Annotated in this window: 13 protein-coding genes; 2 read left to right on the top strand and 11 right to left on the bottom strand. The window is 69.7% G+C overall.

Going from position 1 to position 18,511, the window contains the following annotated elements; translation table 11 throughout:
- Positions 1-8: 8 nt before the first annotated feature.
- The 4 genes from AC3CBB_RS16800 to AC3CBB_RS16785 all read right to left on the bottom strand — a co-directional run bounded on the left by AC3CBB_RS16800 (position 9) and on the right by AC3CBB_RS16785 (position 4,469).
- Complete coding sequence (locus AC3CBB_RS16800) at positions 9-923, bottom strand: carbohydrate ABC transporter permease (protein ID WP_488625445.1); 915 nt, start codon at positions 921-923, stop codon at positions 9-11.
- Complete coding sequence (locus tag AC3CBB_RS16795) at positions 920-1,858, bottom strand: carbohydrate ABC transporter permease (protein WP_488625444.1); 939 nt, start codon at positions 1,856-1,858, stop codon at positions 920-922. Before AC3CBB_RS16795 ends, AC3CBB_RS16800 begins: the two co-directional genes overlap by 4 nt.
- A gap of 78 nt (positions 1,859-1,936) precedes the next feature.
- Entirely contained in the window at positions 1,937-3,265 is a 1,329-nt protein-coding gene (locus tag AC3CBB_RS16790; RefSeq protein WP_123507008.1) for an extracellular solute-binding protein, read from the bottom strand.
- 46 nt (positions 3,266-3,311) lie between these two features.
- The gene (locus AC3CBB_RS16785; RefSeq protein ID WP_488625443.1) at positions 3,312-4,469 is read right to left on the bottom strand and encodes an ROK family protein; all 1,158 of its coding nucleotides are present in this window, start codon (positions 4,467-4,469) and stop codon (positions 3,312-3,314) included.
- Between the two features lie 222 nt (positions 4,470-4,691).
- Here AC3CBB_RS16785 and AC3CBB_RS16780 point away from each other — a divergent pair, with 222 nt between their 5' ends.
- Entirely contained in the window at positions 4,692-5,600 is a 909-nt protein-coding gene (locus tag AC3CBB_RS16780) for an ROK family protein (protein ID WP_488625442.1), read from the top strand.
- Between the two features lie 762 nt (positions 5,601-6,362).
- Here the strand turns inward: AC3CBB_RS16780 and AC3CBB_RS16775 are convergent.
- From AC3CBB_RS16775 to AC3CBB_RS16755, 5 genes are all read right to left on the bottom strand, one after another.
- Positions 6,363-8,573, bottom strand: coding sequence for an NADP-dependent isocitrate dehydrogenase (locus AC3CBB_RS16775; RefSeq protein ID WP_488625441.1), 2,211 nt, complete (start codon positions 8,571-8,573; stop codon positions 6,363-6,365).
- 167 nt (positions 8,574-8,740) lie between these two features.
- Complete coding sequence (locus AC3CBB_RS16770; RefSeq protein WP_123507004.1) at positions 8,741-9,838, bottom strand: ABC transporter ATP-binding protein; 1,098 nt, start codon at positions 9,836-9,838, stop codon at positions 8,741-8,743.
- Positions 9,835-10,746 (bottom strand): ABC transporter permease, encoded by a 912-nt coding sequence (locus tag AC3CBB_RS16765; RefSeq protein ID WP_123507003.1) that lies wholly within the window; start codon positions 10,744-10,746, stop codon positions 9,835-9,837. Before AC3CBB_RS16765 ends, AC3CBB_RS16770 begins: the two co-directional genes overlap by 4 nt.
- The gene (locus tag AC3CBB_RS16760; protein ID WP_488625440.1) at positions 10,743-11,687 is read right to left on the bottom strand and encodes an ABC transporter permease; all 945 of its coding nucleotides are present in this window, start codon (positions 11,685-11,687) and stop codon (positions 10,743-10,745) included. Before AC3CBB_RS16760 ends, AC3CBB_RS16765 begins: the two co-directional genes overlap by 4 nt.
- Before the next feature lie 5 nt (positions 11,688-11,692).
- Positions 11,693-12,853 (bottom strand): ABC transporter substrate-binding protein, encoded by a 1,161-nt coding sequence (locus tag AC3CBB_RS16755; protein ID WP_199738285.1) that lies wholly within the window; start codon positions 12,851-12,853, stop codon positions 11,693-11,695.
- Positions 12,854-13,041: 188 nt separating this feature from the next.
- Between AC3CBB_RS16755 and AC3CBB_RS16750 the strand changes: the two genes are divergently transcribed.
- Positions 13,042-13,803: an HAD family hydrolase gene (locus tag AC3CBB_RS16750; protein ID WP_488625439.1), complete on the top strand. Its 762-nt coding sequence runs from the start codon at positions 13,042-13,044 to the stop codon at positions 13,801-13,803.
- 20 nt (positions 13,804-13,823) lie between these two features.
- On the opposite strand, the gene AC3CBB_RS16745 is transcribed toward AC3CBB_RS16750, so the two are convergent.
- Together AC3CBB_RS16745 and AC3CBB_RS16740 are read right to left on the bottom strand one after the other, a co-directional pair.
- Complete coding sequence (locus AC3CBB_RS16745) at positions 13,824-16,844, bottom strand: alpha-mannosidase (RefSeq protein ID WP_488625438.1); 3,021 nt, start codon at positions 16,842-16,844, stop codon at positions 13,824-13,826.
- Positions 16,845-17,158: 314 nt separating this feature from the next.
- Positions 17,159-18,400, bottom strand: coding sequence for an ROK family transcriptional regulator (locus tag AC3CBB_RS16740; RefSeq protein WP_123507124.1), 1,242 nt, complete (start codon positions 18,398-18,400; stop codon positions 17,159-17,161).
- Positions 18,401-18,511: the final 111 nt, after the last annotated feature.

Here is an 18,511-nt window from a genome sequence, read left to right as displayed (position 1 = left end):
CGGTACTGCTATCCCTTCACGGCGCCGGCCGACATGCCGGACACCAGATTGCGCTGGATGATCATGAAGAACACGACGACCGGCAGCGAGAACAGCACGGAGGCCGCCATCTGCCCGCCGAAGTCGGTGCCCGAGGTCTGAGTGGTGAACGACGCCAGCCACACCGGCAGCGTGTAGTGGCTCTGGTCCTGCATGAACGTGTAGGCGACGATGTAGTCGTTCCACGCCGCGATGAACGCGAAGACGCCCGAGGCGATCACGCCCGGCATGACCAGAGGGAAGAGCACCCGGGTCAGGACCTGCCACGTCGACGCCCCGTCCATCCGGGCGGCCTCCTCGACCTCCATCGGGATGGCCAGGAAGAACCCGCGCATGACCCAGATGGTGAATGGCAGGACGGCCGCGACGTAGGCGAGCATCAGGCCGACGTAGGTGCCGACGAGTCCGATCTGGCTGAAGATCAAGAACTGCGGGATCAGCAGGGCCGTCGCCGGCAGCATCTGGACGACCAGGATGACGACCATGATCGAGCGGCGCCCGCGGAACCGGAAGCGCGAGAGAGCGGCTGCGGCGAACAGGCCGAGCAGGATCGAGAGGATGACGGCACCCGACACGACGATCGCCGAGTTGCGCAGGTAGACGAGGAAGTCGCCCTGCGTGAACGCGACCGCGAAGTTGTGCAGCGTCGGGTGGTGGGGATAGAACTCCGGCTTGGACGTCATCGCCTCGGTACGGGGCTTGAAGGCCGTGTTGATCATCCAGTAGACCGGGAAGATCCAGACGATCGAGAAGACGACCGCGATCGTGTGGCTGATCCAGCGCGGGCGCTTGCGGCGACGCGTCGACTTCACCGCTGTCGGCGCCGATGCGGGGGCGTGGTCGGAGGCCTCGTCGGTCGAGAGGCGGGGCGCGGTCGTGGTCACAGGTCTTCTCCCGAGCGGATCAGGTTGCGGATGTAGAACACGGTGAGGATCAGCAGGATCAGCGTCGTCACGACCGAGATCGCGGCGCCCTGCCCGAGATGGAACCCGACGAAGGCCGTCGTGAACGTGAAGACGCCGAGGGTGGAGGTCGCATCGTCGGGGCCGCCCTGCGAGACGAGCCAGATCTGGTTGAAGACGTTGTAGTCCCAGATCACCGAGAGGATCGTGACGAGCAGGAGGGTCGGCTTGAGGAAGGTCAGGGTGATCGTCTTGTAGACGCCCCACTCGGAGGCGCCGTCGAGACGGACGGCCTCCTTGAGCTCCGTGGGAATCTGCGTCTCGGCCGCGTAGAGGGTGAGAGCGATGAAGGGCACCGCCTGCCAGACGATGAGCATCCAGATCGACGCGTACGAGAGGAAGGCGTTGTTCGACCAGTCGACGTTCGTCATGTCGCCGAAGACGTGCAGCTGCGTCAGGAACCAGTTCATGACGCCGTAGCCGGGCTGGAACAGCCATTTCCACACCAGCGAGGAGGCGACGTTGGGCATGCCCCACGCGAAGATCAGGACGATCGTGACGACGTAGCGCATCACCGTCGACAGCCGTGTCAGGAGGTGCGAGACACCGGTGCCGATCACGATGCTGCCGGCGACCATCGCGGCCGTGAAGAGCACCGTGCGGATCAGCGACCACCAGAAGTCGGGATCGGTGAACAGCGACAGGTAGTTCGCGATGCCGACCGAGTCGTAGGCGCCGGTGTAGAGCGTGCGCTGGTCGTAGTCGGTGAACGAGGTCACGACCAGGTAAATGATCGGTGCGACGAGCACCGCCAGCAGGACGATTCCCGCCGGGCTGAGCAGCCACAGCGGCGCGAGGCTCCTGCGAGGCCCCTTCGCCGCTCTGCGGAGGCCGGGGTTCACGGTCGAGATGGCCATTCGGTGCCCTTCGGTCGATCGGTGGAGCGCGATGAGAGGAGACGAGCGGGGCGGCGCCGGAGCGCCGCCCCGGCCCGTCTACTTCGCGTTGAGCGTCTTGTCCGCTGCGGTGTCGAAGCTCGACGCAGCCGATTCAGGCGTCTTCGAGCCCGAGGCGACGGCCGAGAAGAGCTGGTTGATGCTCTTGTCGCCCTCGAGGCCCGCCCACTCGCCCGAGGCCGGAGTGGCCTTCGAGTTGAGAGCCGCGTTGAAGAAGCCCTTGTCGATGTCGCTCAGCGTCGAGTCGGCCGCCTTGATGCCGTCGGTGCTGTTCGGGATCCAGCCGTCGTTGCCGTACACCCACTTCGACTGGACCGACGGGCTGGCCGCGATCTTGGCCCACTGCAGCGCGAGGTCGGTGTTCTTCGACTTCGCCGCGATGCCCCAGTCCGAGCCGCCGAGCATGACCGGCTGCGTCTTGCCCGACTTTCCGGGGAAGGGGAAGGTGCCGATGTCGCTGTCCTTCAGCTTCGGGTTGGCCTTCTTGACGAGGTCCACGTACCCGTTGGTCGAGAGGATGGCGCTGGTCTTGCCGTCGGCGAAGATCTGCGTGAAGTCGGGGCTGTCGGTGTCGAGCGTCCGAGAGGCCTTCGACGAGTACGCGTTCTGGAACTCCTTGAAGTCGGCGAGACCCTGCTGCGCCTTCGAGTCGCCGAGACCGGCGGTCCACTTGCCGTCCTTCTCGGTGGCGATCTCTCCGCCGGCGTCCCAGACGAACTGCATTCCGGCGTACCACTGCTGGCCCGGCAGGTAGAAGGGAGAGAAGTCGGAGGTCGACTTGTTGGCGGCGGCCACCTTGTCGAGGTCGGCGGTGAGCTCGTCGTAGGTGGTCGGAGCGTCGGTGACGCCGGCCTTCGCCCACGTCGTCTTGTTGTAGATGACCGCGCGGGCGCCGGCGAAGCCGGGCAGGCCGTAGAGCTTGCCGTCGACCGTGGCGGGCTCCGAGAGCCCGGTCAGCCAGGTCTGCCCCTGGGCGAGGTCCTTCTTGTACGGCGTGAGGTCGAGCAGCGCGCCGTTGGCGGCGTAGCTGGCGACCTGCGTGTTGCCGAGGTCCATGACGTCGGGCGGCGTGCTGGTGGCGAGCGCCGTCGAGATCTTGGTGGTGATGCCGTCCCACTGCTGGATCTGGACGTCGACCTTGGCGCCCGTCTTGGCAGTGAACTCCTTGTTGATCTCGGCGATGGTGGCGTCGGTGTAGTCGCCGGTCATCACCCAGACCTTGAGCGTCTTGCCGTCGCCCTTGGTGGTGGGCACCGACTGCGTGCCACCGCCGGAGGTGCCGGCGTTGCCGCTGCTGGAACAGGCGCTGAGCGCCACGACGGCGGCAAGGCTGAGGGCCCCGACCGCGGCGATCTTCGAAATACGCACTTTCTAACTCCTCGTGGTGAATGTGATCGGAAGGGAAGAGAACAGGTCAGGAGACGCCGAGCTCGGCCTGGAGGACGAGCGAGGCACCCCCCAGGAGGACGAGATCGGTGTCGCCGCCGGAGGTGCGCAGGGTGAGACCCCGGCCGACGGCCGAGAGCGTGCGCGCCTTGACTGTGGCGAGGGCGGCCTCCGCGAACGGACCGTCGAGCAGGGCGGCGGGGCCCGACAGCACGACCTCGTTGAGGTTCAGGGCGCTGATCACCGGGGCGGTGACGATCCCCAGAGCTCGGCCCGCACTGCGAAGTGCGGCGTCGCGTTCCTGCGCCGGAAGACCTGCCACGCGGTCGCTGAGGTAGCGGGCGCCGACGACCGTCTCGAGGCAGCCGCGGCGACCGCAGGTGCAGAGGGCGCCCTCGCTGCCGTCGGCCGACGAGTCGACGGTGACATGGCCCATCTCGCCGGCGGAGAACTGCTCGCCCTCGACGAGCGAGCCGCCGATGATGAGGCCGACGCCGACGCCGTGCTCGATCGTGATGACCATCAGGCTGAGGCCGGGCACGTCGCGGAAGGTGTGGACGCCGAGAGCGGCGACGTTCGCGTCGTTGGCGACCCGGACGGGCACGCGGAAGTGCTCCTTGAGACGCTGCTTCAGAGGCAGGTCGAACCACTCGAGGTGCAGGCCCTCGCGCACGACGCCCTGGTCGTCGACGATGCCGGGCGAGCCGACGCCGATGCCCAGGATGCGGCGGGTGGTCAGCGCGGCCAGGCGCTCGCCGAGTCGGATGACCCGGGCGATCGCGTCGTCGCCCACGGCGCCGTCGATCTCGAGCTCGGCGCGGTCGACGACCTCGCCTCGGAGGTTGACGACGGCTCCGACGAAGCGGTCGGCGCTGGAGAGGTCGAGCACGATCATGTGGAACGCGTCGGCGTTGATCTCGACGAGGGTGGCGGGCTTGCCCACCCTGACGTCTGCGCGCTGGCCGATCTCGGAGACGATGCCGTCGGCCTCGAGCTCGGCGACGAGCACCGACACCGTCGGGCGGGTGAGGCCCGAGTGGCGGGCGAGGTCGGCGCGGCTCATGGCGCCGTTGTGGAAGAGCGCCTGGAGCACCAGCGAGCGGTTGTGCACGCGGTTGTGCTGCGGCAGCGCCTTGACCGACACCCGTCGGCGACGGGGTGTCTGCTCCACGATCTCGCTTGTCATGCTCTCGCCTCTCGAAGGCCCGGACGGGCTGGTTGTGTTAGTAAATTGCCCTTACAAACAAAAGTCAAGAACTCTTTTCGGATGTAACCGAGACGAAACGTGCCCGTGATTTGAAGGATTTGTGACGCGCGAATCTTGCGCGCCATCGGATTCGTAAGATTTACTAACAAACATGCACGCCTCGACCCGCCCTTCCCCCGGCGCCCCGCGCGGAGCCCGCCGATGAGGGCCGGCCTCGACATCGGCGGCACCAAGATCGACGCGGTGGCGGTCGACTCCGACGGCACGGTCACCGGCAGCCTCCGTCTTCCGACCGGTTTCGGCGAAGACGAGGTCGTCGCGGGAGCCGCCGCCGCGGTCGAGGGTCTCCGCCGACTCACGGGCGCCTCGCTCGACAGCATCGGCGTCGGGATCCCCGGCCTCGTCGACCCGGCCACCGGGCGGGTGCGGCACGCGGTCAACCTCGGATTCCACGACACCCCCTTCGGCGAGGCGCTCGAAGCCCTCACGCACACGCCGGTCGCCGTCGAGAACGACGTCAACGCGGCGGCCCTGGGCGCCGTCCACCTCATGGGCCTCGAGGGTCCCGTCGCCTACCTCAACCTGGGAACCGGATTCGCCGCCGGCCTCGTCTTCGACGGAGCGCTCTGGCGCGGAGCCCGCGGCGTCTCCGGCGAGATCGGCCACATCCCCGTCGACCCGCAGCGCGACCTCTGCCTGTGCGGCCAGCGCGGCTGCCTCGAGACCGTCGCGGCCGGCTCGGCCATCGCCCGCCTCTGGCCCACCAGCCACCCCTACCCGGCGCAGGACCTGTTCCGCGCAGCCGCCGACGGAGACCCGCACGCCGTCGCCGTCAGCCGCCGAGTCTCCGAGGGAGTCGCGGCCGCCGTCCGCCTGCTCGTGCTCACGGTCGACGTCGAGCGGGTCGTCATCGGCGGCGGAGTCAGCCACGTCGGCGCACCCCTCCTCTCGGCCGTCCGTCTCGTGCTCGAGGAGTGGGCCGCCGCCTCGACGTTCCTCGCCTCGCTCGCCCTCCCCGACCGCATCAGCCTCCTGCCCGAGGGCCTGCCCGTCGCCGCGGTCGGCGCCGCCATGCTGGGGCGACCCTCCTCGGTGGTCCGCAGCGCCTAGCTTCGGGGCCTGACTCCGCCCGGCCCGGCCGCCGCGCTCCCGCGGGCCCGCGCCCCGTCGCGCCCGGCCTCGGGCCGTCGTGCCGCCCGCCGTCTTCCCCGCCCCGCCGCCGCCGCGCCGCCGCGCCGTCGCCGCGCCGTCCCCGCCGAGATGGCCACCGCCGTCGCCTCGCGGCGCCCAGCCCGACAACGCGGGCCACCTCGCGGACCGGCACGCGCGCGACGCGGCGGGTGCTCGCCGTCGAGTGCGCAGTTCCTGCGCCGAATGGCCCCCTGAGCCGCAGATTCCACGCACCCGGTACCCGGCCCGACCTCACCCGCCGCGAGATGGCCTCGCGCGTCGGGTCGGGGCGACCGACCCGAGGACAGCGGCCATCTCGCACCACCGCACCCCACCCATCCCGAGGTGGCCCTCCGGGTCGCCGCGGGGCGACCGACCCGACGACGGCGGCCATCTCGGCGGCCCTACGGGTACCTCGCCCGCGCGACAGACCACCCCACCCATCCCGAGATGGCCCTCCGCGTCGCCGCGGGGCCAGCACCCCGACGACGGCGGCCACCTCGCGCACGGCGAGGCGCGGCGGCGCGGCGCACGGTCCGGCGCCGCGGTGCACGGTCCGACGCGACCCGGAGCGCGCAGCTGGGCGCGGGCACGGCGGCGCGCACCCGCGGCCGGCCCGGCGCCGCGCGGGCACGCCGCGACGCACGCACCGAGCACGACGAAGGCCCCGCGCACCACGCGCGGGGCCTTCGTGCAGCGGAGCTAGAGCGCCGCGAGCGCCTCGTTCAGCGTCGCCGACGGACGCATGACCGCCGAGGCCTTGGCGTCGTCGGGACGGTAGTAGCCGCCGATGTCGACGGGGCTGCCCTGCACGGCGATCAGCTCGCCGACGATGGTCTCTTCAGCGCCGCCGAGCACGCCGGCGAGGCTGGCGAAGTCGGCCGCGAGATCGGCGTCAGCCGTCTGCTGCGAGAGCTCGTTCGCCCAGTACAGCGCCACGTAGAAGTGGCTGCCGCGATTGTCGATCGTGCCGATGGCGCGCCCTGGCGACTTGTTCTCGTCGAGGAACGACGCCGTCGCGCGGTCGAGCGTGTCGGCGAGGATCTGCGCGCGGGCGTTGCCGGTCGTCGTCGCGAGGTGCTCGAAGCTGGCCGCGAGGGCGAGGAACTCGCCCAGGGAGTCCCAGCGCAGGTAGTCCTGCTGGACGAGCTGCGTGACGTGCTTCGGAGCGGAGCCGCCCGCGCCGGTCTCGAAGAGGCCGCCGCCGTTCAGCAGGGGCACGACCGACAGCATCTTGGCCGAGGTGCCGAGCTCCATGATCGGGAAGAGGTCGGTGAGGTAGTCGCGGAGCACGTTGCCGGTCACCGAGATGGTGTCCTCGCCGCGGCGGATGCGCTCCAGCGAGAAGGCCATGGCGTCGACGGGCGAGAGGATCTCGATCTGCAGGCCCTCGGTGTCGTGGTCGCCGAGGTACGTCGTGACGAGCGTGATGAGCTGCGCGTCGTGGGCGCGCGACTCGTCGAGCCAGAACACGGCGGGGGCGCCGGTGGCTCGGGCACGCGTGACGGCGAGCTTGACCCAGTCGCGCACGACGACGTCCTTGGTCTGGCACATGCGCCAGATGTCACCGGTCTCAACCGCCTGCTCGAGCAGGACCGCGCCCGAGCCGTCGACTACGGTGACGGTTCCCTCGCCGGGAAGCTGGAACGTCTTGTCGTGCGAGCCGTACTCCTCGGCGGCCTGCGCCATGAGGCCGACGTTGGGCACGGAGCCCATCGTGGTCGGGTCGAAGGCGCCGTGAGCACGGCAGTCGTCGAGCACGGCCTGGTAGATGCCGGCGTAGCTCGAGTCGGGGATGACGGCGAGGGTGTCGTGCTCGGCGCCGTCCTTGCCCCACATGTGGCCGGAGGTGCGGATCATGGCGGGCATCGACGCGTCGACGATGACGTCGCTCGGCACGTGCAGGTTGGTGATGCCGCGGTCGGAGTCGACCATGGCCAGCTCGGGCCCCTTGGCGAGGACGGCCTCGAAGGCCGCCTTGATCTCGGCGCCGTTCGACACCGAGTCGAGCCCGACGAGGATCGCGTTGAGGCCGTCGTTCGGGTTGAGGCCCGCTGCGGCGAGGTCGTCGCCGTACTGCTGGAAGACCTCGTCGAAGAAGACGCGGATGACCTGGCCGAAGATGATCGGGTCGGAGACCTTCATCATCGTGGCCTTGAGGTGCACCGAGAACAGCACGCCCTCGGCCTCGGCGCGAGCCATCTGCTCCTTGAGGAAGGAGCGGAGTGCCGCGACGTGCAGGACGGTGGCGTCGATGACCTCGCCCTGCGTGACGGGCACGGCCGAGCGGAGCACGGTCTTCGTGCCGTCGGCCGCCGTGAACTCGATCGAGACGCTACCCTCGGCGGCGACGACCGTGCTTTTCTCGTTCGAGCGGAAGTCGTCGTGGCCCATGGTCGCGACGTTCGTCTTCGAGTCGGGAGACCAGGCGCCCATGCGGTGCGGGTGCTTGCGGGCGTACTGCTTGACGCTGGCGGGAGCGCGGCGGTCGGAGTTGCCCTCGCGCAGCACCGGGTTGACCGCGGAGCCCTTGACCTTGTCATAACGCGCGCGGACATCGATGTCTTCGTCGCTCTGCGGCTCGTCGGGGTAGTCGGGCAGGTCGAACCCCTGCGAGCGCAGCTCGACGATCGCGGCCTTCAGCTGCGGCACCGATGCCGAGATGTTGGGCAGCTTGATGATGTTGGCCTCGGGCGTCTTCGCGAGGGCGCCGAGGGCGGCGAGCTCGTCGGGTTCGACCTGCTCAGGCGTGAGGCGCTCGGGGAAGTGTGCCAGTATCCGTGCGGCGAGCGAGATGTCGCGGGGCTCGACCTCGACGCCGGCCTTGGCGGCGTACGCCTCGACGATGGGGAGGAACGAGTACGTCGCGAGCCGCGGGGCCTCGTCGGTCAAGGTGTAGATGATCTTGCTCATGCGAGTGGCGACTCCTTCGTTGGGCGGCCCGCCGCGGCTTGTGGCCCGGCAGAATGTCTTGATATCAAGATACCTTGTCGACCCGTGAGACCGCTGGCATCTCCGTCCACACTATTCGCTCGCCACCCCCTCGACGGAGTTATCCACAGGCGGGCGTAGGAACTGCGCTACGCCGCCACCGGGCTCGACGCCACGGGGCGCCCCGTGAGCCGCAGCGCCACCGCGTCCCCGAACAGGAACTGCTGCTCGACACCGTGCTGCACCGACACGATCGTGTCGTCGTCCAGGCGCACCGTCGTGCGGCGGAGCGAGCCGAGGAAGCTCGTCGATGCGACGGTCCCGGTGATGTCGGCCGGCGCGGCCTGGTCGAGGGGCACGAAGACCATGTCCTCCGGGCGGACGTAGGCCAGCACCTCCCCGTCGGGCAGCGTGGGGTCGATCGACGGCAGGCTGGCACCGCGCACCGTGATGGTGCCGCTCCGGAGCGTTCCCTGCATGCGGTTGCTGACGCCCACGAAGTCGGCGACGAACGGCGTCCGCGGCGTCAGGTACAGGGCCTCGGGGGTTCCGATCTGCTCGATCTCGCCGGCACGCATGACGGCGACGCGGTCGGCGACGGCGAGCGCCTCCTCCTGGTCGTGCGTGACGAAGACGGTCGTGATGCCGAGCTCGGTCTGGATACGGCGGATCTCCTCGCGGAGCGACACGCGCACCTTCGCGTCGAGCGCCGACAGCGGCTCGTCGAGGAGGAGCACGCGGGGGCGCGTGACGAGGGCGCGGGCCAGCGCGACGCGCTGCTGCTGGCCGCCCGACATCTGGTGCGCGTAGCGCTCGGCCAAGTGGTCGAGTCCGACCATCTCGAGCGCTTCGCGAGCCCGGACGGCGCGGTCAGCGGCCGAGACGCGGCGCATCTGCAGCCCGAACTCGACGTTCTGCAGCACGGTCATATGCGGGAACAGCGAGTACGCCTGGAACACCATTCCGATATCGCGCTTGTTCACGGGCGTCGACGCCACGTCGACGCCGTCGATGCGAATCGAGCCGGCGTTGATCTGCTCGAGGCCGGCCAGGGCTCGGAGGGCGGTCGTCTTGCCGCAGCCGGAGGGACCGAGCAGGGCGATGAACTCGCCGGGCGCGATGGAGAGGGACAGCTCGTCGAGGGCCCGAGTTCCTGCGCCCGGGTACTCCTTGACCACGCCGATCAGCTCGACGGTGGCGCCGTCGCCGAGGCGGGACAGGACGGGTGCGGGGCTGGTGGAGGTCATGGCTGGACCCTTCTGGGACGACGGCGGCGCGAGCCGGGGCTGGCGGCGCCGAAGCGGCCGATGATGAGGAGGATGACGAAGGCGAACACGAGGGCGGCGAGCGCGAAGATCGTCGCGACGTAGGAGTCGGTCTGGCTGATGAGCAGCAGTGCCGTCTGGAACGTGTTCTGGCTGAGGAAGGCGGCGATCGTGTACTCGCCGAGAACCACCGCGACCGTGAGGAACACGGCGGAGATGACGCCGCGTCGCATGTTCGGCAGAATGACGCGGTAGATCGCGACCGGCCAGCTGGCGCCGAGCGACCGGGCGGCCTCCGTGAGGGTGACCAGGTCGAAGGCAGCGATGTTCGTCGCGATCGGGCGGTAGGCGTAGGGCAGCACGATGATGCCGACCGCGAAGGCGAGGGTCCACGGCTGGCTGCCGAAGACGGCGGCGACCCGCTGGTAGACCGGCACGAAGCCGACGACGAGGACGATCGAGGGGACCGTGATCGGCAGGATGCAGACGAACTCGAGCACACGCCGCACCCTCGGGTAGCGGAGCTCGACGAGAAGCATCGTCGGCAGCAGGATCAGCAGGATGATCGCGACGGTGAGAAGGCAGATCAGGAGCGAGTTCCTGATTCCCTCGAAGAGCGGCTCGTAGCTGATGCCGAGGGCGGGATCGGTGTGGAAGATCGACGCGTAGTGCGCGAACGAGTAGACGCCGGGCTTGCCGCTGGTGCGGAGCGTGAACTCGAACATGGCGCCCAGCGGCACGAGGAAGACCAGGCCGACCGCGATCAGGATGATCAGGCGGGCCGCCTTGCTCGGCTCGGCCCCGACGCGGGGCGTCCTGCCCCGTCGGGGCGAGGGGCTGGGAACGGTGGTCGGCTCGACCGCGGTCGAGGTCAGCGGGACGGCGCTCATCGCTGCCACCTCGCGGCCCGGCGTTGGAGGAGCGAGTAGAAGAACATGACGACGACCATGATGACGAGCATTCCGAGGGCCAGGACGCCTGCCGTGTTGGAGACGCCGACGATCGTCTCGCTGGTGAGCTGCTGCTTGATCGAGAGCGGGACGATGCCGCCCTGGCTCAGGAGCGCGGCGGCCGTGGCGAAGGACGAGAAGCAGTTCGCGAACAGGAGCAGCACGCTGCCGAAGAACGCGGGGGCGAGGACGGGCATGGCGATCCTGGTCCAGTACTGGCGGCGGGTGGCGCCGAGGGTCGCGGCCGCCTCGCCCCAGGTGGACTTGAGGCCCTCCATCGCGGGCATGAAGGTCAGGACCATCAGCGGCACGGAGAAGTAGGTGTACGGCAGGATCAGGCCCGGGATCTTGTACAGCAGGGCCCCGTCGGCGTTGATGTCGAACCCGAAGGTGTTCTTGAGGTACAGCGTCACGATTCCCTGGAAGCCGACCGTCGCGATGAACGCGAAGGCGAGCATGACGCCGCCGAACTGCGCGAGCACGCTCGACGCGGAGTCGATGACCGTGCGCAGCATGCCCTCGGCCCTCGTACCGAGGAGGGCGAAGCAGACGAGCGCCCCGATGACGGCGCCGACGACCGCGCTGACGGCCGAGACCAGGAGCGAGCCCTGGAACGACTTGATGATGACCGGGTCGGTCAGCGCCTTCAGGTTGGCGAGGGTGAATCCGCCGTCGGCGCCGAAGAACCCGCTGGCGACCGCGATGACCGCAGGGATCGCCAGGAAGATGACGACGTAGGCGGCGAACGGCGTGAAGCCGAGCCAGGCCGCGCTCCGGCGCCGAGGGGCGGTGCCCCCGGCGCCGGTGCCGGTCTCGATGGAGGACGACGCGATCGACCCGCGAGCGCGGGGTCGTGCATCGGGAATCGATTGCGTCGTCATGATGGCTAGTTGACCGCCTTGGCCCAGCCGGCCGTGAGGAGCGCGGCGGCTTTGGTGGCCTGGTCGCTGGTCAGCTGGACGAAGTCGCTGGGAGCCTCGCCGACCGTGGCCAGGGTGTCCTTGTCGACCGTTCCGGCCTTTTCCATCGCGGCGAGCGTGGAGGGGTAGGCGCCGGCAGCCAGGTAGAGGTTCTGGACCTCGGGGGTGTAGAGGTACTCCTCCCACAGGCGTGCCGCGGCGGGGTGCGGGGCGTCGGCGTTGATGGCCTGGTTGTAGTACGAGCCGAGAGCCGTGCCCGGCAGGACGACCGTCTTCCAGTTCGGGTTGCCGGCCGAGCCGCCCGCGGGACCCCAGGCGAGGTTGTTGTAGCTCCACTGGAGCACGACAGGGGTCTCGCCCGAGTTCACCGTGGCCTGCGTGGGCAGGGTGGAGTTGAAGTTGCCGTCCGACTTGAGGGTCTTGAAGAAGTCGATGCCGGGCTGGATGTCGTCGGCCGAGCCGCCGTTTCCGAGTGCGGCCAGGTAGACGGCCGAGGCGGCCTCGTTGGCCTGCGTCGGGTCGCCCTTGATCGAGACCTTGTTCTTGTACTCGGAGCCGAGGAGGTCCTTGATCGACGTCGGGGCGGTCTTGATGACGCTCGAGTCGTAGCCGACCGACATGAGGCCGGTGTAGTCGTAGTACCAGGTGCCGTCGGCGTCCTTGAAGTCGTCGGGGATGTCCGACCAGTTCGAGACCTTGTACTTCGCCAGCAGGTCGGTGTTGTCGTTCAGGACGGCCGTGCCGAGGTCGAAGACGTCGGGAGCGGTCGACTGGCCCTTGAGCGACTTGGCCGCGGCGACCTCGTCGGCCGACGAGCCGTTCGGGTTGGCCGAGGTGATCTTGATGTCGGGGTACTTCTTCTCGAAGCCGGCGATGATCTTGCCGTAGTTGGCCCACGACGGCGGAAGCGTGATGACGTTGAGGGCGCCCTCGGCGTTGGCGGCCTTGACGAGGCCGTCCATGCCGCCGAAGTCGGCGGCGCTGGTGGCGGTCTTCGCGGTGGCGATCGCCGACGGGTCGGAGCCGGCGTTCGACGAGGTCGAGCAGCCGGTCAGGACGATGGCGACGGCAGCCGTGAAGGCGAGACCGGCGGCGATACGACGCGGTGTCGTGGAAAGGGCAGGCACTGTGAATTCCTCCAAGATCGCCGCAGGGGTCCGTGGTGCCGGACAGTAGGGATCCGCGGGCTGATCGGGGCAATGGTTGCCGTCCCCCGTTACGGGGACACGCTGGGTCGGTGAACGGTTTCCCAACACTCGGCAACCGTTCTCTCGCCCGGCCCGGGCCGTTCCGACCCCGCCCCTACGCTCGGACCATGATCGAATTGGCTGTCTTTGACATGGCAGGAACGACCGTCGACGACGGCGGCGCCGTGTACCGCGCCCTCGCCACAACCGTCACCGAAGCGGGGGCGATGCTCGATGACGCCGACCTCCAGACGTGGATGGGAACCGACAAGGTCACCGCCATCACAGCCCTCCTCCGCCTCGGCGGGGTCGAGCCTTCCGGCGCTCTGGTCGCCGAGCGCTTCGACCGCTTCAAGGACGCCCTCGCCGAGTCGTACCGCGACGAGCCGCCGGTCGCGTTCGACGGCGTGGCCGAGGCCCTGGGAGCCCTCCGCGCCCGCGGCATCAAGGTCGCGCTGACCACCGGCTTCGACCGCGACGTGGCCTGGGCGCTGCTCGACTCGCTGGGGTGGGGGCTCGCCCGAACCGCCCCTCAGCCCGGGGCGGTCCAGGAGAGTGGCCCGCAGAGCAGTGGCCCGCAGGAACGGGCCGTCGTGCTCGACGCCGTCGTGACCACCTCCGACGTCGCGGCCGGTCGCCCGGCGCCGTACATGATCCACCACGCCATGGAGCTCGCCGGCGTCGAGGCCGTCTCATCCGTCCTCGCCGCCGGCGACACCCTCGTCGACCTCCGCGCCGCTCGCAACGCCGGGGTGATCGCCGTCGGAGTGCTCACCGGAGCCCTCGGTCGCGCGGAGCTCGAGGCCGAGCCGCACGACTACGTCCTCGACGGCGTGGTCGACGTGCCCGGACTCGCGGAGTGCCGGCCGGCGGAGCTCGTCGCCCGGTAGTGCGACGCAGGCCTCAGCGGCTAGGCCGGCTTCACCCGAAGCGTCACCAGCTGGAATGGCCGGAGCGTCAGCTCGATGGGCGTGGCGGCATCCCAGCCGCCGTCGCCTCGGTCGCGCTCCAGGAGGTCGGTCGTCCACGCGGACGTGATCGGCACGCCGAAGCCCACCGTCGCTGTGGCTCGCCCGCCCTCGGCCTCGTAGAGCCGCACGATCAGATCGCCCGACCGGTCTTCGGCCAGCTTGACCGCCTCGGCGAACACGGCCGGCGAGGACACCGTCACGAGCGGCTCGACGACGTCGACACCCGCGCCGTCGATCGTCCGGACCGGCAGGTTCACGCGGTAGCCCTCCGCCGCGGCGTCGAGAACGCCGGGCGCGACGCCGAGGACGGTGCGGAGAACGTGGCGACCCTGGTCGGCCGTCGGGTCGGGGAAGCGCGGTGCGCGCAGCAGCGACTCGCGCACCAGCGTCGTGGTGCCGCCGTCATCGCGGGTGGTCCGAGTGATGTCGTGGCCGTAGGTCGAGCCGTTGGCGACGGCTATGCCGAAGCCGGGCTCGCCGACATGGACCCAGCGATGGGCGATGGTCTCGAACCGTGCGTAGTCCCACGACGTGTTCACGGCCGTGGCCCGCTTGATGTGGCCGAACTGGATCTCGGAGGACGCCTGGTCGGCCCGCACGTCGAGTGGGAAGGCCAGCTTGAGCAGCTTCTCGCGCTCGTGCCAGTCGATGACGGTCTCGATCTGGAGCGCGTGATCGCCGGCCTCGAGCCAGTACCGCTGAGTGAACGTCGATTCGCCGTGCACGTGGGTGACCTCGACGGTTCGGTCCGTGACGAGCACCTCGGTGGGGGTCCGAAGCTCGACGCGGTTGTTCTGGTAGTGCCGGTCGATGTCCCAGGCGTCCCACTGGTTCGGGGTGTCGCGGTAGATCTGCAGCACGGAGGCCGATTCGCCCGGGGCGACGAGGTCGCGGCCGGTGTCCAGGTCGCGCAGCGACACGAGGGCGCCGGAGTCGTCGAAGCGCGCGGAGACCTGTCCGTTGTCGAGGACGACCCCGCCGTCCACCCGCCGCGGCGCGATGCTTCTCGTCGTCGCGGCCACCGCGGCTCCCAGCGCGGGCACGCCTCCGGCGGTGACGGGGCTCGCGTTGAACGTGAGCTGCTTCTCGCCGTCGCCCGCGAGCGCCTTCTGCGCGGTCGCGATGATCTCCTCGAGCTCTCCCGTGATGCGCGCGTAGTTCTCCTCGGCCTGCTGGTGAACCCACGCGATCGACGACCCCGGAAGGATGTCGTGGAACTGCTGGAGCAGGACGGTCTCCCAGATGGCAGTGAGGTGCTCGTACGGGTAGTCCAGGAGCCCCGCGACTGCGGCGGCGGAGCTCCAGAGCTCGGCCTCGCGGAGAAGGTGCTCGCTGCGGCGGTTGCCCTGCTTCGTGTGGGCCTGCGAAGTGTAGGTGCCCCGGTGCAGCTCGAGGTACATCTCGCCCGACCACACGGACGGAGCGGGGAGCGTCGCCTTGGCCTCGTCGAAGAACTGCTTCGGCGATCCGATCGTGACCTTCGGCGAGCCCTCCAGATCGCGAGTGCGTGCGGCGGCGGCGAGCATCTCGCGGGTGGGCCCGCCGCCGCCGTCGCCCCAGCCGAACAGGGCCAGCGACACGTTCGACCGGCCCTTCTCGGCGTACTGGCGCTGCGCTCGGGCGAGGTCGGCGCCCGACAGGTCGGAGTTGTAGGTGTCGCTCGGCGGGAAGTGCGTGAAGATGCGCGAGCCGTCGATGCCCTCCCAGAGGAAGGAGTGGTGCGGCATGCGGTTGGTGTCGTTCCACGAGATCTTCTGCGTGAGGAACGAGTCGGAGCCCGCCGAGCGCGCGATCTGCGGCATGGCCGCGGTGTAGCCGAACGAGTCGGGCAGCCACACCTCGGTGGGCTCGTAGCCGAACTCGCGCAGGAAGAATCCCTTTCCGTGCACGAACTGACGGGCGAGAGCCTCGCCGCCGGGCATGTTGGTGTCGCTCTCGACCCACATTCCGCCCACCGGCACGAATCGGCCCTCGGCGACGCGGGCGCGGATGCGCTCGAACAGGGCAGGGTAGAACTGCTTCATCCAGCTGAACTGCTGCGCGCTCGAGCAGGCGAAGACGAAGTCCGGATCGGTGTCCATGAGCTGGAGCACGTTCGAGAAGGTCCGGGCGCACTTGCGGACTGTCTCGCGGGTCGGCCAGAGCCAGGCCGAGTCGATGTGGGCGTGGCCCACGGCGGTGACGGCGTGGGCGCTGGCGTAGGCGGGCGACGACAGCACGGCGGCGAGCGCAGCGCGACCTGCGGCGGCGGTCGAGGCGACGTCGTCGGGATCGACCACGTCGCAGACATCCTCGAGCGCGCGGAGGATCTCAGCGCGACGAGGAAGGCTCGGCTCGAGCTCGCGCATCAGGCCGAGCAGGCTCCACACGTCGCGCTCGAGCTCGTAGACGTCGATGTCGCGCTCGACGACGTCGACCTGACGGAGCGTGTAGATCGGGTCGGTGCCGGCGGTCGTCTTGTCGCCGAGCGGGGTCGGGATGTAGAAGAAGTTGCCGCCGACGTCGGGGTTCGACGCGGCCTCGATGTAGAGGTCGATCGCATCGCCGGGGCCGAGATCGATGAGCCCGCCGTCGAGAGGCACGTAGCCGTTGAACGGCTCGATGGCCTTCACGATGTCGCCAGCGGGCGTGTACACCAGGCCCTCGGCCTGGAAGCCGGGCTGGCGGCTGCTGAAGCCGAGGTCGACGAGAAGCTCGATCGCTGTTCCGTCGCCTCCCCAGCCGTCCGGGACGACGCCGGTCACGTGGAACCAGGTGGTGCCCCACGGCTTGCTCCACGGCATGCCCACGCTGAAGGGCACATACTGCTGCGCGACAGCCTCGGTGAACGGGACGGGCTCGTCGGGCACCTCCCAGGCCTCGATGGAGAGAGCGCGGGTGCGGCGGTAGACGGCTGGGACGAGGCGTTCCAGGACGAAGCGATCGACTCGGACTTCGACGGATGCGCTGTTGTCATGCATGGGTGGACTCCAGATTCTGCCCGCGGGCAGGACGAGGGTGGCGGTGGTGGATCGACACGGGGTGGCTGCGGGGGGATGCGACTGTGGAGACTTCGGTTCGTGCTACCCCTTCACGGCCCCAGCCAACGCGTTGCCGCTTTGCCTGTGCTGTGCTGAACATCCTGGTGCTCCCTTGCTCCATAGAGGGGCCTCGCACCGGCGAGATCGACCGGCGCGAGCGGCCCTGCTCGGCGCCATCGCCGAACCGCTCGGCATTACTCAATCGTATGGAGTAATCCGTGTCAACCCCTTCTGGAGAGGTTGTGGAGAACGCTTCAGACCGAGATCAGCATCGCCGACGGACGCGGCGAGAAGGCGTAGTCGAGCACCAGGCAGGCGGCCCCGACGGCGGCGACGTCCTCCCCGATCGACGACCGGTCGAAGAGCAGCGAGTGCGTGGGGATGAGGGCCGGGTCCGTCTCGACGGCGGTCGGCAGGACGGCCAGGAGCGCGTCGCCGATCTCGTCCCAGAAGGGCCCTCCGAAGACGATCTCGTCGAGGTCGAGGAGGTTGACGAGCACGACGACGGCGCGGGCGAGGTGGAGGCCCGCCTCGCGGAGGATGAGCTGGGCGGCGGGCTGGCCAGTTCCTGCGCTCTCGGCCAGACGCTGGAACGCGCGGCTGATCGCCGCCATGTCGGTCGGATCGTCGGCGTCGGGCTCGAGGGGAGGCAGGACCTGCGCGGCGATGGCCTGCTGGACGAGCGAGCGCGGCGTGATCAGGTCGCCGACGCAGCCGGCGCGTCCGCAGACGCAGACCGCGCCCGCCGGGTCGACCGTGATGTGGCCCGCGTCGCCCGCGTTCGCCGTGGAACCGCGGACGGCCTCGCGGTTCAGGACGAGCCCCGTTCCGAACCCGGTGCCGTAGTAGACGAAGGCGAAGTTCTGCCGCTCGTTCTCGCGCGAGAACCAGAGCTCGGCGACCGCGGCCGCCGTGACGTCTTTCTCGAGGAGCACCGGCAGCCCGGTCGCCTCGCTGAGCGCCGCGCGCAGGGGGACGTTCTTCCACATCGGCAGCATGGGCGGGTCGAGCACGGTCCCGGCTCCGGCGTCGATCGGCCCCGGCGAGGCGATCCCGACGCCGAGGACCAGCGACCGGTCGACCCCGGAGTCGTCGATGAGGTGGCTGATCGACCGGGCCATCAGCTCGATGACCTCGGCCGGCCGCTTCGCCGACGGGGTGCGCGTGCGCGAGTGCGAGACGACCGAGCCGCGCAGGTCGAGCACGACGTAGGTGATGACGGCGGGGTCGATGTGGACTCCGACCGCGTAGCTGCCGCGCCCCTCGAGCTGGAGGATCGTGCGGGGCTTGCCCGGTCCGTTGACGACCTTGCCGGTCTCGCGTACCAGGCCCTCGTCGAGGAGGCGGCGCGACACGTTGCCGATAGTCTGCGCGCTGAGGCCGGTGCGCTCCGCGAGCTCCACGCGGCTGAGGCCGTCGGAGGCCCTGCGGATGGCGTCGAGGACGACCGCCTGGTTGTAGCCGCCGATCGCCGGAAGGTTGGTGCCGGTGCGCATCAGCATCCTCCCGCCCTCGATCTGCCCGTCTTCAGCACTGTATCGGCACGGACGAGCGCGGTTGTCCACAGGTCTCTTCTGCCTCTGGGGCGCACCACCGGGTCGGGCGGT

The organism is Frondihabitans sp. OV104 (genome assembly GCF_057787745.1).
The sequence above is the reverse complement of the archived record's forward strand: the minus strand, read 5'-3'. Positions and strand labels throughout refer to the sequence as shown.